The following is a 13,976-nucleotide window of genomic DNA, read 5'->3' as shown; positions in this document are numbered from 1 at the left end:
AGTGAACAGTCGCCTTGGACTAGCCAGGCTTGTCGCGCTGCTGGTCCCGCTGGGGCTGCTGGCCGGCGCGTTCGGCTCGCAATATTGGGGCGGCCTTTATCCCTGCGAGATGTGCTGGTGGCAGCGCTACGCGCATATCGCGGCGCTTCCCTTTGCCGCCTTGGCGTTTATGGCGGGGCCTGAGCGCGAGCGGGCACTGGTGCTCGCGGCTTTGGCCATCGCAACCAGCGGGGCGATCGCCTTCTACCATGCCGGCGTCGAGCTGGGGTATTTCGAAGGCTTCACCCAGTGCACGTCGACCGGCGCGGGCGGCTCGGCGGAGGATTTGCTGAAGGCGGTGTTCGCCGCGCCGATGATCCGCTGCGACGAAATCCAATGGTCCTTCCTCGGCATCTCGATGGCCGGATGGAATGCGATCCTTTCGCTGTCTTCCGCGTTGTTGATCCTATGGCTGACACTCGCCAGGCCCCGCAAAGCCTAGCGCCCGCCTGGCGCCCCGGCGACGCGCGCGCCGACGTGCCGTCGATGCTTCGCGTCGACCAGGCCGGCGAATATGGCGCGACCCGCATCTATGCCGGCCAGCTCGCGGTGCTCGGGGGGCGGCACAAATGCTCGCCCGCCATCGCCGGCATGGCGGCGCAGGAGCAGCAGCACCTCAGCCATTTCGACGACCTCCTCGCGGCGCGCGGTGTGCGCCCGACCCTGCTCCAGCCCTTATGGTCCGCCACCGGCCACGCGCTGGGCGCGGCGACCGCCTTGATCAGCCCGGCGGCGGCGATGGCCTGCACCGCCGCGATCGAGGACGAGATCGACGCTCATTATACCGAGCAGCTGGCCGCGCTCGGCGAGGACGATCCGCCGCTCGCCGCGACGATCGAGCGCTTCCGTGCCGACGAGCGCGAGCATCGCGACACCGCGATCGCCGCCGGCGCGGAAACCAGCCTGGGTTATCCCTTATTGTATTCGGCGATCAGGGCGGGATGTCGTATGGCGATCGAACTTTCGAAGAGGATTTGAAGATGCGCGTCACCTTGTTTGCTCTCGCCCTCGCCGCGGCTCCGGGTTCCGCCCTGGCGCAGCAGCCCGGCGTGGCCGTGCCGGGCGCCGAAGCCGCCGCCCCGTCAGCCGATCCTCGCGTGAACCAGGTGATCGTCTATGGCGACGATCCCTGCCCGGCGAGCACCAACGAAGAGATCACCGTCTGCGCGCGCCTGCCGGATTCGGATCGCTACCGGATCCCGCCGAACCTGCGCGACAATCCCAACGAGCCCGCGAGCCGGTCCTGGGCCGGGCGCGCCATGGAGCTGCAATATGTCGGCCGCAGCGGCACGGACAGCTGCTCCACCGCCGGCGCGGGCGGTTTCACCGGCTGCCTCAGCCAGATGATCAACCTCGCCCGGGCCGAGCGCAGGGCGACCGGCACCGACGTCAACTGGACCCGGATGGTCGAGGAGGCCCGCGCCGAGCGCGAGGCCCGCCTGCGCGCCGCCACCCAGGAAGAAGAAGAAGACGAGCGCGGCCAGACGCCGCCGCCCAATTAGGGTCCGGACTTAATCTCAAGTCCACCGTTGGAGGGGGGAATTCAAAGGAATCATCCCGGCGAAGGCCGGGACCTATGAACACTTTGGGTCCCGAAGAGGCGCAGACTTGCGTGTTTCCACCGAACGCCGAGTTCATGGGTCCCGGCCTTCGGGGTCCCCGCAAAGAAGTACTGTGCGGGGTGCCCCTTCGCCGGGATGATCTTTGCTCGCTCAGTCAGCAAGCCAATTGAATCCGGAACCTAGGCGAGCTCCAGCTGCGCCGGAACCGTCTCGTCGATCCAGCCGCCGCCGAGCAGCCGGTCTCCCTCATAGAGAACCGCCGCCTGGCCCGGCGCGACACCATATTCGGGTTGATCGAAGCGCACCGATTCGCCGTCGAAGCGCGCCGCGACCGGCCGGGCCAGCGAGCGCACCTTTGCGGTGAGGCCGCCCCCTTGCCGCTCGCCCAGCCAGTTGACCGCGCCGAGCCGCGCCGCGCTGACCGCCAGCGCGCGCTTGGGGCCGACCACCACCCGGCCGCTCTCGGGCTCGAGCCGCAAGACGTAGAGCGGCTCGGCCTGCCCGCCGATCTCCAGGCCGCGGCGCTGGCCGACGGTGAAATGGATGAGGCCCTGGTGGAGTCCCAATGTCCGTCCGTCGCGGTCGACGATCTCTCCGGGAACCGCGGCCTCGGGACGGACCTTCTTCACCACCCGCGCATAATCGCCGTCCGGCACAAAGCAGATGTCCTGGCTGTCGGGCTTGTCGGCCACCACGAGGGCAAGCTCGCGCGCGATTTCCCGCACCGCGCTCTTCGGCATGTCCCCGAGCGGGAAGCGAAGGAATTCGAGCTGCTCGCGGGTGGTGGCGAACAGGAAATAGCTCTGGTCGCGCGCTGGATCGGCGGCGCGGTGAAGCTCGGCACCGTTCGGCCCAACGCAGCGGCGGACATAATGGCCGGTGGCGAGGCAGTCCGCGTCGAGATCGCGGGCCAAGGCGAGCAGATCGGTGAACTTCACCCCCTGGTTGCAGGCGATGCACGGGATCGGCGTTCGCCCGCGCGCATATTCGTCGGCGAAGCGCTCGATCACGCTCTCCCTGAAGCGGCTCTCATAGTCGAACACGTAATGGGCGATGCCGAGCCGGTCGGCGACCGTCTTGGCGTCGTAGATGTCCTGCCCGGCGCAGCAGGTCCTCGATCGCCCCACCGCCTGGCCATGATCGTAGAGCTGGAGCGTCACCCCGATCACCTCGGCCCCGCTACGCGACGCGAGCGCCGCCACGACCGAGGAGTCGACCCCGCCCGACATGGCGACGACGATCCGGGCGCCCTTCGCGGGCCGGGCCAGCTGGAAATCCGCATTCATGACGCGCGCTAGATAGGCGTTTCGGGCCGGATCGCCCAGCCCGGGCCACGTTTTACCGGGGATTCAGATTCTTCGCCTAGAGACTCGGCCATGGACGAATCCTTTCAGCTGCGCGCACGGCGCCTGCTCGGCCGGCAACAGGCCGCGCGGCTGGACTATTCGATGCTTACCGCAAGCCTCGCCGCCGAGGCCGCCGCATCCGCTGCCGCGCAGGCGCAGGCGCGGGCGGCGGCGCATTCCGAAGGACCGGCCGAGCCGCTCGGCGAAATCGTTCTCGCAGGCGAGCAATGGCGCGAGGCGGCGGACGCCCAGCGCGGCTGTTTCAACCGTACCGCGGTGAGACGGCGTCTCAATCTCCCGTAAAGAAAGGTCACGGGGAAATTTACCTTGGCGTTTTAGCCTTCCTTCAACGCTCTTGCTGTAGATCAAGTTATGCGGACGGCACCGACCCAGCCCGAAGCGCGTGCAGTCCTGAGGTAGGAATGATCGAGAACCAGAAAATCCGCCCCGCTCAGGTGATCGGCCCGCTCGGCGAGCCGCTGACCATCGAATCGCTGCCGGATCCGACGACCACCCGCTGGGTGGTGCGCCGCAAGGCCGAGGTCGTGTCCGCGGTCAACGGCGGCCTGCTCAGCGTCGACGAGGCGTGCGAGCGCTACGGTCTCAGCCTCGAGGAGTTCGCCGGCTGGCAGCGCGCGGTCGACCGCTCGGGAATGCCCGGCCTCAGGGTCACCCGAATCCAGCACTACAAGACGCTCTACGAGCGCCAGCAAAGCTATTGAGGGGAGCCGGGCCACGCCCGGCTTCGTTCTGCCTCCGAAATCGTCTATGCTTTGCCGCCGCGATGACCGCGGCAGGAACAAGCGCGCCGGTGGCGCGTCTTAGGTTCGGATCGCTGCTGTAACGTCGGCGGCTGTTTCGAAGCAGGAGGGAGACACTCATGGGTATCATTATCTGGTTGGTCATTGGCGGCATCGTGGGCTGGCTCGCCAGCCTCATCATGCGCACCGACGCTCAGCAGGGGCTCCTGCTCAACATCGTGGTCGGAATCGTCGGCGCCTTCATCGGCGGCCTGATCTTCTCCGGCGGCACGATCAACACCGACGGCGGGATGCCGTCGGTCACCTCGTTCCTGGTCTCGCTGGTCGGAGCCGTGGTTCTCCTGGCGATCGTGAACCTGTTCCGCCGCGGCAGCCTGCGCTGATCCGCATCGGCGGTTGCGAGGGAAGGGCCGTCCCAGCCGGGGCGGCCCTTTCCTCGTGCAGCGATCAGCGCCGCCCGGCGAACAGCCGGTAGACGAACAGAAGGACCAGCGCGCCGACGATGGCGGCGATGAACCCGGCGCCCTCGCCCGGGCGATACCAGCCGAGCTGCTGCCCGAGGAAACCGGCGAGCAGCGCGCCGCCGATGCCGAGCGCGATCGTCACCAGACACCCGGCCGGATCCCTCCCCGGCATGATCGCCTTGGCGATGAGCCCGGCAATGAGGCCGATCAGGATCCATCCCAGCCACCCGTGGTCGGCAAGATATTGAGACATCGCGCTCTCCCTTTTACTTCGCCGGACGCGGGGAAATCGCGCCCGAAACCTGCATTGGTCTACCAATCTGCGTTGGTAAAGCCGTAAAAACCGTAGTAAGGCCCGCGCTTGCGGGGGCCGGGCGCGGGGGACGCTAAGGCACTTGCTTATTAAGGCTTGTTCCAGGTGATCTATTCGGCTAATACAGCCGCTGCGATGAGCGGCTGCGGGCCGTGCTGCCTGAGTTGGGGACGATGGAAGCGATGAACTACGAATCGACGAAGTGGAGCCGCGACGCGATCGACGAGGTCGTCGTCGACGAGGAGACGCTGGCCCGCCGGCGCCGCCGCAAGCGGATCATCATTGCGATCGTGGCAGTCGCTTTGGTGCTCCTTGTCGCTCTCTTCATGTTCGCCCGCGGCGGCGAGCAGGCCGAGGCGCCCAAGGGCAAGCAGGGCGAGCAGCTTCCGGCGGTGACGGTGATCGTCCCCGGCCGGCAGGACATCCCCGCGCTCATCTCGGCCACCGGCACGCTCGCAGCGCGCCGCGACATGCCCGTCGGAGTCCCCGGCCAGGGCGGCCAGGTGCGCAGCGTGCTGGTCGAGCCGGGCCAGTGGGTCCGCGCCGGCCAGACGCTCGCCGTGATCGACCGCTCCGTCCAGTCGCAGCAGGCGGCGCAGCTCGCCGCCTCGATCGAGGTCGCCCGCGCCGATTTGAGGCTCGCCGAGAACCAACTCACCCGCGCCCAGTCGCTCGTCGGCCGCGGCTTCGTCAGCCAGGCGGACCTCGACCAGAAGCGCGCCACGCGCGACGCGGCAGCCGCGCGCGTGCGCGTCGCCCAGGCGCAGCTCGGCGCCACCCGCGCCCAGATCGGCCAGCTCGACGTTCGAGCGCCGACCTCCGGCCTGGTGCTCAGCCGATCGGTCGAGGTCGGCCAGGTCGTCGGCGCCGGCTCGCCGGCCCTGTTCCGGATCGCCGAGGGCGGCCAGATGGAGTTGTTCGCCCGCTTGCCGCAGACCGATCTCGCTCTGCTTTCGCCCGGCGTTCCGGTGACGGTGACCCCGGTCGGCTCGCCCACCTCCTATCAGGGGCAGGTCCGCCTGATCGAGCCGATCATCGATCCGCAGACCCGCCAGGGCATCGTCCGAATCCTCGTCCCCTACAGCCGCGACGTCCGTCCGGGCGGCTTCGCCCAGGCCGAGATCCGCGCCGGATCGGTCAGCGCGCCGCTGCTTCCCGAATCCGCGGTGCTGACCGACGATGCCGGCACCTTCGTGATGGTCGTCGGTCCGGACAACAAAGTGCAGCGCCGCGCGGTCCGCATCGGCTCGGTCACCGATCGCGGAGTGGCGGTGGCCCAGGGGCTGAACGGCAATGAGCGCGTGGTCGCTTCCGCGGGCGCTTTCCTCAATCCGGGCGAGCGAGTCCGCCCGGAGCGGGCGCGCGTCGCGGCGCGATAATATCGGGATGCGGAACGCCGCTCTGAGAGGTTAAGTCATGGGTTTTCGCAACATCTCCGCCTGGGCGATCCGCAACCCGGTCATCCCGCTCGTCCTGTTCAGCTTCCTGCTGGCGATGGGCTTGCTGGCGTTCAGCAGGATGGAGGTGAACCTCAACCCGAACATCGAATCCCCGGCGGTGTCCGTGTTCATCAGCCAGCCGGGCGCGGCGCCGTCCGAGCTGGAAATCCAGATTACCCGCCGGGTCGAAGCGGCGGTGCGCGGAATCAATGGCGTTACCGAGATCCAATCCTCGATCCGCGAAGGAAACAGCGCGACCGGGATTCAGTTCGAGATCGGAACCCCGATCGACCGCGCCGTCTCCGACGTGCGCGACGCTATCGCGCGAATCCGCAGCGACCTGCCGGACGGCATTCTCGAGCCCCAGGTGGCGCGCGAGGATTTCACCGCCGAGCCGATCGGCTATTTCTCGGCCGAGAGCACGGCGATGACCGTCGAGCAGCTCTCCTGGTATATCGACGACACGCTCAACCGCCGCCTGATGAGCATCGAGGGCGTCTCGATCGTCAGCCGCAACGGCGGCGTCAACCGCGAGGTCCGGGTCGAGCTCGATCCGGTGCGGATGCAGGCGCAGGGCGTCACCGCCTCGCAGATCAACCAGCAGCTTCGCGCGATCAACATGAACGCGCCGGGCGGGCGCGCGGAGATCGCCGGCACCGAGCAGTCGGTCCGAGTGATGGGCAATGCGATCACTGCCCACCAGCTCGGCGAAACCCAGATCTCCGTCGGCGGGGGACGGACGATCCGCCTCAACTCGATCGCCAACGTCCGCGATCAATGGGCCGAGCAGACCTCCTACGGAATCCAGAACGGCCGCCAGGTGGTCAGCTTCCAGATCCAGAAGGCCAAGGGCTATTCGGACGTCACCGTCTATCACGCCGTCCGGGACGAGATGGACAAGATGCAGCGCGAGGATCCGCGAGTCCGCTACAGCCTGCTCTTCACCCCGGTGAAGTATATCGAGATGCAGTATCACAGCTCGATGCGGGCGCTCGTCGAAGGCGCGTTTCTGGCGGTCGTCGTCGTCTTTCTCTTCCTTCGCGACTGGCGCGCCACCCTGATCTCGGCGATCGCCATCCCGCTCTCGGCGATCCCGGCCTTCTGGTTCATGGGCCTGCTCGGTTTCTCGCTCAACATGGTCACCCTGCTCTCGCTGAGCCTGGTGGCGGGCGTGCTGGTCGACGATGCGATCGTGGAGATCGAAAATATCGTCCGGCACATGCGCATGGGGAAATCGGCCTATCAGGCGTCGATCGACGCGGCCGACGAGATCGGCCTGCCGGTGGTTGCGACCACCTTTTCCATCGTCGCCGTGTTCCTGCCCGTCTCGATGATGAGCGGGATCATCGGCCAGTTCTTCATCAGCTTCGGGCTGACCATCGTCGTCACCGTTCTGATCAGCCTCGCCGTCGCCCGCATGATCACACCGATGATCGCCGCCTATTTCCTGAAGGCCAAGGGCCACGCCAAGCATGGCGAGGGCTGGCTGATGGACCGCTATATCGGCCTTCTGCGCTGGACGCTCCGGAACCGCTGGAAGACGGTGCTCGTCGGCGTCGTCTGCTTCGCCCTTCAGATCGGCTGCTTCATGATATTGCCCAAGGCCTTCCAGCCCGACACGGACGATGACGGAGTCCAGGTCGTCGTCGAGATGCCGCCGGGGGTCACTCTCGACCAGACCCGCGCCATCGCCGACCAGGCCGCCGCCGTGATGCACCGCCAACCCGACGTCGCTTCGGTCTTCGAATCGGTGCGCGCGGGCAACTCGACTCTCTTCGTCTCGCTGAAGGACCGGGGCGAAGGACGCGACCGCACCAGCACCGAATTCCAGCGCCAGGTCGGGCCGCAGCTCCAGCACATCGCCGACGCGCGAGTCTATTTCCGCAACCAGAACCAGGCCGGCGGCCGCGACTATTCGATCCTGCTCGCCAGCGCCGACCCCGAGAAGTTGCAGCGCGCCGCTTTGACCCTCGTCGAGCAGATGCGCCACCGGCCAGAGCTTCGCGCTCCGCGAATCGCCGGCGATCTGAGGCGGCCCGAAATCACCATCCGCCCGCGCCTCGCGTTGATGGCCGACATGGGGGTGACCACCCAGGCGATGAGCCAAGCGATCCGCGTCGCCACCCAGGGCGAGATCGACCAGTCGAGCGCGCGCTTCTCGCTCAGCGACCGTCAGGTACCGATCCGGGTCGTGCTCAACGAAAGCGCCCGGCGCAACCTCTCGACGATCGAAAACATGCCGGTGCCGACGACGGCCGGCGGCTCCGTCCCGCTGAAGGTGGTCGCCGACATCAGCTTCGGGGCCGGGCCATCGGTGATCCAGCGCATCAACCAGCAGCGCCGAATCATGGTCGGCGCCGACCTCGCCGAAGGCGTCGTCGACAGGGATGCGATCACCGCTCAGCTTCCGATCATGCAGAACCTGCCCGAAGGGGTGGAGCGCGCGCGCTCGGGCCAGCAGCGCGAGGAGGCGCAGTTGCTCACCGAATTCATGGGCGCGCTGATCTCCGGCATCTTCCTGGTCTTCGCGGTGCTGGTGCTGCTCTACAAGAAGCTGATGGCCCCGTTCGTGAACATGGGCTCGCTTCTGCTCGCCCCGCTGGGCGGGCTGATCGGCTTGCTGATCGCCGGCCATGCCGTGTCGATGCCGGTGTTCATCGGAATCCTGATGCTGTTCGGGATCGTCGCCAAGAACTCGATCCTGCTGCTCGATTTCACCATCGAGGAGATGGAGAAGGGCGTTCCGAAGGAGGAGGCGATCATCGACGCCGGCCACAAGCGCGCCCAGCCGATCGTGATGACGACGATGGCGATGGTCGCCGGCATGGTGCCGACCGCGCTGAGCCTGGAGGGCGACGCCAGCTGGCGCGCGCCGATGGCGGTGGTGGTGATCGGCGGCCTGCTGCTCTCGACGCTGCTGACGCTGGTGCTGGTGCCGCCCGCCTTCAGCCTCGCCGACGGTTTCGAGAAGTGGCTGGTGCCGAAGTTCCGCCGGATCATCACCTATCGCGGCGATTCCGATCACGGCCCCGATCGCGCCCCGCAGGCGGCGGAGTGAACGGATCACCGCGAACGAAGAGGCGGTCGGCGGGAGGTCAGTGCCGAGCGAATTGCTCGGCACTGTGTCGCTCACCTAATCTTCGTGCTTGACGGCAGGCGCTGATGTTGAACCCGAGAATCCGTCAGGAATCTTGGGTGGACAGAACAGATTCTGATACGCCCTGCAAAAGGGGTCGGCAGGATGGCACTCCTGATCGCAGGAGTAGCCCGTTGGCCGCATTGCGGTCGGTTCAGTATTGGCTCCGCTGACGGCAGCGGCCACCGCAAACGCAACTGCGAGTTCATGGATTACCATATTCCCCTCCTGATAGACGCGATAGGCGCCTCGTCGTGGTGTATGATTTTTGACATATGAACAAGTCTGATCTCCATCCTGAATTCCTTTGACGTCGCGCACGAGACGTTCCCGAGCGAAGCCGGCTGGATCACGGTTGGACCTTGATCCATCAAGCGCTATTGAGTCAGGCATGAGCCTGTATCCGCGCTCCCGCCGCGCTCCCGCCCAACAGAGCGCGCGCGGAATGCGGGCGCTGGCGACGGGCATGCTCGCCGGAATGGCCGCGATCTTCATCGCCGCCACCCGGCTCGATCACCTCCACCCCGTCTGGGGCTTCGTCCGCGCCTTCGCCGAGGCCGGGCTGGTCGGCGGAATCGCCGACTGGTTCGCGGTCACGGCCCTGTTTCGCCACCCGCTCGGCCTGCCCATCCCGCACACGGCGATCGTGCCCCGCAACAAGGACCGCATCGGCGATACGCTGGCCCAGTTCCTCAAGGACAATTTCCTCACCCCCTCGGTCGTCGCCCGGCGTATGCAGCGGCTGGACCTGGCCGGGGCCGCCGGCCGATTCCTCGCCGAGCCGCCGCAGCAGGGGCGCCTGTGGCGCGGCGCCGCGCGAATGCTCGAGCGGATGTTCGAGGCGCTCGATCCGGAGCGCTTCGGGACGATGGTCAAGGGCGCGCTCGCCGATCGGCTGCGCGCCTACGACGCCGCCCCGTTGATCGGCGAAGCGCTCGACGCGGCGATCGCCGAGGACCGCCACATCCCCCTGCTCGACGAGGCGGTGGTCTTCGTCGCCCGGCTGGTCGATTCGAACGAGGATATCGTCCGGCGCATGGTTCACGAACGCTCGGGATCGATCCTTCGCTGGACCGGGCTCGACGCCACCATCTCCGACAAGATCATCGACGCGATCAACCGGCTCTTGAGCGAGCTCGCCATGGATCCGCGCCACCCGCTTCGCGTGAAGATCGAGGACTCGATGCGCGACCTCGCCGATCGGCTTCGCCACGATCCGGCCATGCGCGAGCGGATCCACGCGCTAAAATCCGGAATCCTCGACAATCCGGCGGTCGAGCAATGGTGGCTCGGCGTGTGGGAGCGGCTTCGCGGCCGGGTCATCGCCCGCTTGCGCGATCCCCAGGGCGCGCTCGAGGGCCAGGTCGGCGATCTGCTCCGCCAGCTCGGCGCGACGCTCGAGAACGACCCGCGCGTGCGCCACGGCCTCAACCGCTTCGCCCGCCGCGCAGCGGTCGGAATCGCCGCCGATTATGGCGACGGAATCGTGCGGCTGGTCTCGGACACCGTCCGCCGCTGGGACGCGCGAACGATCTCGGACCGGCTCGAAGGCGCGGTCGGGCGCGACCTGCAATATATCCGGATCAACGGCACGTTGGTCGGCGGTCTCGTCGGCCTCGCCATCCACACGATCGAGGTGCTGACGTGAGCCTCGGCGCGGACAAGCTGCGCGAGATCGCCGCGCGCCACGGCTATCTGCTGGTCAAGGGGCAGGGCCGCGTTGTCGGCAAGAGCGATTACGGCAAATATGGGCTCTAGCACGCCAGGACCGGCGCTGAGGCCTTCGGCTTCGGCAATCGCGGCGTGACCGCCACTTTGGCCGAGGTCGAGCACTTCCTCGGCCGGAAGGAAAAATGAACGAGAGCGACGAAGCCCTGAGCGAACTGGCCGCCAATCGCGGCTGCAAGCTGGTCAAATCGCGCCTGCGGACGCCCGGGAAGGGCGATTACGGGCGCTTCGGCCTCAAGGACTCGAAGAGCGGGCGCGAGATATTCGGGTTCGGCAAGAAGGGGCTGACCGCCACGCCGGAGGAGATCGCCGCCTTCCTGCGCGGCAACGCGGCGGCGACCTGGAAGAGCTCGGTCGGAACGGCGAAGAGCGCGCCGAGGCCCAAGGCCGAGCCAAAGCCCAGGCCCGAGCCGAAGCTGGTCCTGCGCGACGCGAAGCCCGGGGACGCCGAGGCGCTGGCCGCGCTGATCGCCGCTCTGGGCTACGAGGTGACGGCGGCCGAGGTGCGCAAGCGCCTGCGCAGCGTCGAGGCGCTCGTCGCCGACAAAGGCGGAATCGTCGGAATCCTCAGCATCAGCGTGATGAACGTGCTCCACCGGCCGAAGCCGGTCGGGCGGATCTCGATGATGGTCGTGGCCGAGGCCGAGCGGGGTCGGGGGATCGGCGCGGCTTTGGTCGCCGAAGCCGAAAGGCGGCTCGGCGCCAGGGGCTGCGGCCTGGTCGAGGTGACCTCCAACCAGAAGCGCCTGCGCGCCCACGCCTTCTACGAAAAGCTCGGCTACGAGCGCACGTCCTACCGCTTCTTCAAGCCGCTCTGAATTGCTGCCCTTTGCCCAACGAAGTCATCCCGGCGAAAGCCGGGATCCATGAACTCTGACGGGGAGTTAGGGGCCGGCCCGCATCGCCTCTCCTCGACGATCGGCGTTCATGGGTCCCGGCTTTCGCCGGGATGGCTCTCGAATTTTCAGCCGTCGCTGGCGCGCTCGATCTCGGCGCCGACCGCCTGGAGCTTCTCCTCGAGCCGCTCGTAGCCGCGGTCGAGATGGTAGACCCGGTTGACCTCGGTCTCGCCTTCGGCGGCGAGGCCGGCGAGGACCAGGCTCATCGAGGCGCGAAGGTCGGTGGCCATCACCGGCGCTCCGGTCAGGCCGCCGACGCCGCGCACCACCGCCGATCGCCCGCGCACCTCGATGTCCGCGCCCATCCGCACCAGCTCGGGCACGTGCATGTAGCGGTTCTCGAAGATCGTCTCGGTGAGCAGGCTGGTGCCGTTGGCGAGCGCCAGCATCGACATGAATTGCGCCTGCATGTCGGTCGGGAAGGCCGGGAAGGGGGCGGTCGAGAGCGAGAGCGGCCTCAGGCCGCGGTCGGCGGTGACCTTGATCCCGTTTTTCGTGAACTCGATCATCGCCCCGCAATCGGCGAGGCCGGAGATGATCGCGTGCATCGTGTCCTCGCGCGCTCCGGCCAGCTCGATCGAGCCGCCGGTGATCATCGCCGCGCAGGCATAGCTTCCGGCCTCGATCCGGTCGGGCATCACCGCGTAGGTCGCGCCGTGCAGCCGGTCCTTGCCGTGGACGGTGAGCGTGTCGCTCTTCAGCCCCTCGATCTCCGCCCCCATCGCGATCAGGCACTGGGCGAGATCGGTGATCTCGGGCTCGCGCGCGGCATTTTCGATCACCGTCGTGCCGCTGGCGAGCACCGCCGCCATCAGCGCATTCTCGGTCGCCCCGACAGAGACGGAGGGGAAGGAGATGGTCCCGCCGGCAAGGCCGCCCTTCGGCGCGACCGCCTTCACATAGCCGGCGGCGACCTCGATCTCGGCGCCGAGCGCCTGCAGCGCCTTGAGGTGCAGGTCGATCGGGCGGGTGCCGATCGCGCAGCCGCCGGGGAGCGAGACCGTCGCCTCGCCGGTGCGCGCGAGCAGCGGGCCGAGCACGAGGATCGAGGCGCGCATCTTGCGCACGATGTCGTAGGGCGCGACCGTCGACGTGACGTTGGCGGCGCGGAAGGTCATCACCCGGCCGATGTCGCCCTTGCGCGACCCCTCGACCGCGGTCGAGACTCCGAGCTCGTTGAGCAGGTGGCCGAAGCTGTCGACGTCGGCGAGGCGCGGCAGGTTCCTCAGCGTCAGCGGCTCGTCGGTCAGCAGCGCGCAGGGCATCAGGGTCAGGGCCGCGTTCTTTGCACCCGAAATCGGGATTCGGCCGTTGAGCGGCCTGCCGCCCCTGATGATGATCTTGTCCATGGCGCGCCGGTTTAAGCTTTATGCGTCCCCGCGCAAGCGGACGGCCGCGCTGGTTCAAATTGGAAGGTCTTGATTTCGATCAGCACATTGCGGAATTTTTCCCTCTAAACTCGGGTAGTTGAGAATGGATTGCATCGTCCGGGGGGGACAAGAGAAGTTGGGAGGATCCTGCCTCGCCGAGCGGCTCGGCCATTACGTGCAGCTGTCGGAAGGCGAGCGCGAAGCGCTCGGCGGGCTGGAGGAGCAGGATCGCTTCTTCCGCCGCGGCAGCGTCGTCATCGCCGAGAACGAGAAGCCGCGCGAGATGTTCGTCGTCCGCAAGGGCTGGCTGCACAGCTCGGCGCTGCTCGGCAACGGCAGCCGCCAGATCATGCGCTTCCACTTCCACGGCGATCTGATCGGCCTTGCCTTGCTCGCCTTCGCCGATTCCCCGGAGACGGTGACGGCGGTGACCGACGTCACGCTCTGCCCGTTTAGCCGCGAGAAGCTCGCGGCGCTGATCGGCGATCACCCGCGCATCGGCGCTCTGCTGCTCGGCCTCACCGCCGCCGACCGGGTGTCGATGGCCGACCGGATGGCCTCGATCGGCCGCACCTCCGCGCGCGCCAGGGTGGGCTCGCTGATCTGCGAATTGTTCGCCCGCATGCGGCGCATCGGCGCGCTCGACGGCGACGGAATCCTGATTCCGCTGACCCAGGAGGAAATCGGCGACGCCACCGGCCTCACCAGCGTCCACGTCAACCGGATGATGCGCGCGCTCGTCCAGGACGGGATCATCGAGCGCAGCGGCGCCAGCATCCGCCTGCTCGACGAGAAGCGCCTGGCCGCGGAGGCGAACTTCACCGACCGCACGGGGATCGAGACCGGCTGGCTGCCGGCGGCGCGTTAGAGACCGCTCCGTCATTGCGAGGAGCGAAGCGACGAAGCAATCCAGCGGCCT

Annotated in this window: 14 protein-coding genes; 11 read left to right on the top strand and 3 right to left on the bottom strand. The window is 67.6% G+C overall.

The window, feature by feature from the left end; genetic code table 11:
* Nucleotide 1 precedes the first annotated feature (1 nt).
* Genes E6G92_13505 through E6G92_13495 form a run of 3 tightly spaced genes read left to right on the top strand, consistent with a single transcriptional unit; the run spans nt 2 to nt 1,541 of the window.
* Nucleotides 2–481, top strand: coding sequence for a disulfide bond formation protein B (locus tag E6G92_13505; GenBank protein TMJ17341.1), 480 nt, complete (start codon nt 2–4; stop codon nt 479–481).
* A complete protein-coding gene (locus E6G92_13500) occupies nt 448–1,017 on the top strand; it encodes a demethoxyubiquinone hydroxylase family protein (GenBank protein TMJ17340.1) in 570 nt (189 codons plus the stop codon). The genes E6G92_13505 and E6G92_13500 overlap by 34 nt, the downstream gene beginning before the upstream one ends.
* Before the next feature lie 2 nt (nt 1,018–1,019).
* Nucleotides 1,020–1,541 (top strand): hypothetical protein, encoded by a 522-nt coding sequence (locus E6G92_13495; GenBank protein TMJ17339.1) that lies wholly within the window; start codon nt 1,020–1,022, stop codon nt 1,539–1,541.
* A 239-nt stretch (nt 1,542–1,780) separates the two neighbouring features.
* On the opposite strand, the gene mnmA is transcribed toward E6G92_13495, so the two are convergent.
* Nucleotides 1,781–2,887, bottom strand: a complete 1,107-nt coding sequence (mnmA, locus tag E6G92_13490; GenBank protein TMJ17338.1) for a tRNA 2-thiouridine(34) synthase MnmA — start codon at nt 2,885–2,887, stop codon at nt 1,781–1,783.
* Between the two features lie 90 nt (nt 2,888–2,977).
* On the opposite strand from mnmA, the gene E6G92_13485 reads away from it, so the two are divergent.
* The 3 genes from E6G92_13485 (at nt 2,978) to E6G92_13475 (ending at nt 4,091) form a co-directional block, all read left to right on the top strand.
* Complete coding sequence (locus tag E6G92_13485) at nt 2,978–3,250, top strand: hypothetical protein (GenBank protein ID TMJ17337.1); 273 nt, start codon at nt 2,978–2,980, stop codon at nt 3,248–3,250.
* Between the two features lie 119 nt (nt 3,251–3,369).
* Nucleotides 3,370–3,669 (top strand): DUF1153 domain-containing protein, encoded by a 300-nt coding sequence (locus tag E6G92_13480; GenBank protein TMJ17336.1) that lies wholly within the window; start codon nt 3,370–3,372, stop codon nt 3,667–3,669.
* Between the two features lie 158 nt (nt 3,670–3,827).
* Nucleotides 3,828–4,091 (top strand): GlsB/YeaQ/YmgE family stress response membrane protein, encoded by a 264-nt coding sequence (locus tag E6G92_13475; protein TMJ17335.1) that lies wholly within the window; start codon nt 3,828–3,830, stop codon nt 4,089–4,091.
* A 64-nt stretch (nt 4,092–4,155) separates the two neighbouring features.
* Here E6G92_13475 and E6G92_13470 read toward each other — a convergent pair whose 3' ends face one another.
* Nucleotides 4,156–4,425: a GlsB/YeaQ/YmgE family stress response membrane protein gene (locus tag E6G92_13470; GenBank protein TMJ17334.1), complete on the bottom strand. Its 270-nt coding sequence runs from the start codon at nt 4,423–4,425 to the stop codon at nt 4,156–4,158.
* Between the two features lie 242 nt (nt 4,426–4,667).
* On the opposite strand from E6G92_13470, the gene E6G92_13465 reads away from it, so the two are divergent.
* The 4 genes from E6G92_13465 to E6G92_13450 all read left to right on the top strand — a co-directional run bounded on the left by E6G92_13465 (nt 4,668) and on the right by E6G92_13450 (nt 11,606).
* Nucleotides 4,668–5,864: an efflux RND transporter periplasmic adaptor subunit gene (locus E6G92_13465; protein ID TMJ17611.1), complete on the top strand. Its 1,197-nt coding sequence runs from the start codon at nt 4,668–4,670 to the stop codon at nt 5,862–5,864.
* A gap of 37 nt (nt 5,865–5,901) precedes the next feature.
* A complete protein-coding gene (locus E6G92_13460) occupies nt 5,902–8,982 on the top strand; it encodes an efflux RND transporter permease subunit (GenBank protein ID TMJ17333.1) in 3,081 nt (1,026 codons plus the stop codon).
* 523 nt (nt 8,983–9,505) lie between these two features.
* A complete protein-coding gene (locus E6G92_13455) occupies nt 9,506–10,708 on the top strand; it encodes a DUF445 domain-containing protein (protein ID TMJ17610.1) in 1,203 nt (400 codons plus the stop codon).
* A gap of 205 nt (nt 10,709–10,913) precedes the next feature.
* Nucleotides 10,914–11,606, top strand: coding sequence for a GNAT family N-acetyltransferase (locus E6G92_13450; GenBank protein ID TMJ17332.1), 693 nt, complete (start codon nt 10,914–10,916; stop codon nt 11,604–11,606).
* 146 nt (nt 11,607–11,752) lie between these two features.
* Here E6G92_13450 and murA read toward each other — a convergent pair whose 3' ends face one another.
* On the bottom strand, nt 11,753–13,036 hold the full coding sequence (murA, locus tag E6G92_13445) for a UDP-N-acetylglucosamine 1-carboxyvinyltransferase (protein TMJ17331.1): 1,284 nt from the start codon (nt 13,034–13,036) through the stop codon (nt 11,753–11,755).
* Nucleotides 13,037–13,193: 157 nt separating this feature from the next.
* Here murA and E6G92_13440 point away from each other — a divergent pair, with 157 nt between their 5' ends.
* Nucleotides 13,194–13,925, top strand: a complete 732-nt coding sequence (locus E6G92_13440; GenBank protein ID TMJ17330.1) for a Crp/Fnr family transcriptional regulator — start codon at nt 13,194–13,196, stop codon at nt 13,923–13,925.
* Nucleotides 13,926–13,976 lie beyond the last annotated feature (51 nt).

Source organism: Alphaproteobacteria bacterium (genome assembly GCA_005883305.1).
In the GTDB taxonomy this organism is placed as follows: domain Bacteria; phylum Pseudomonadota; class Alphaproteobacteria; order Sphingomonadales; family Sphingomonadaceae; genus Allosphingosinicella.
Note: the sequence above shows the minus strand (reverse complement) of the source record. Positions and strands in the feature narration are given on the sequence as shown.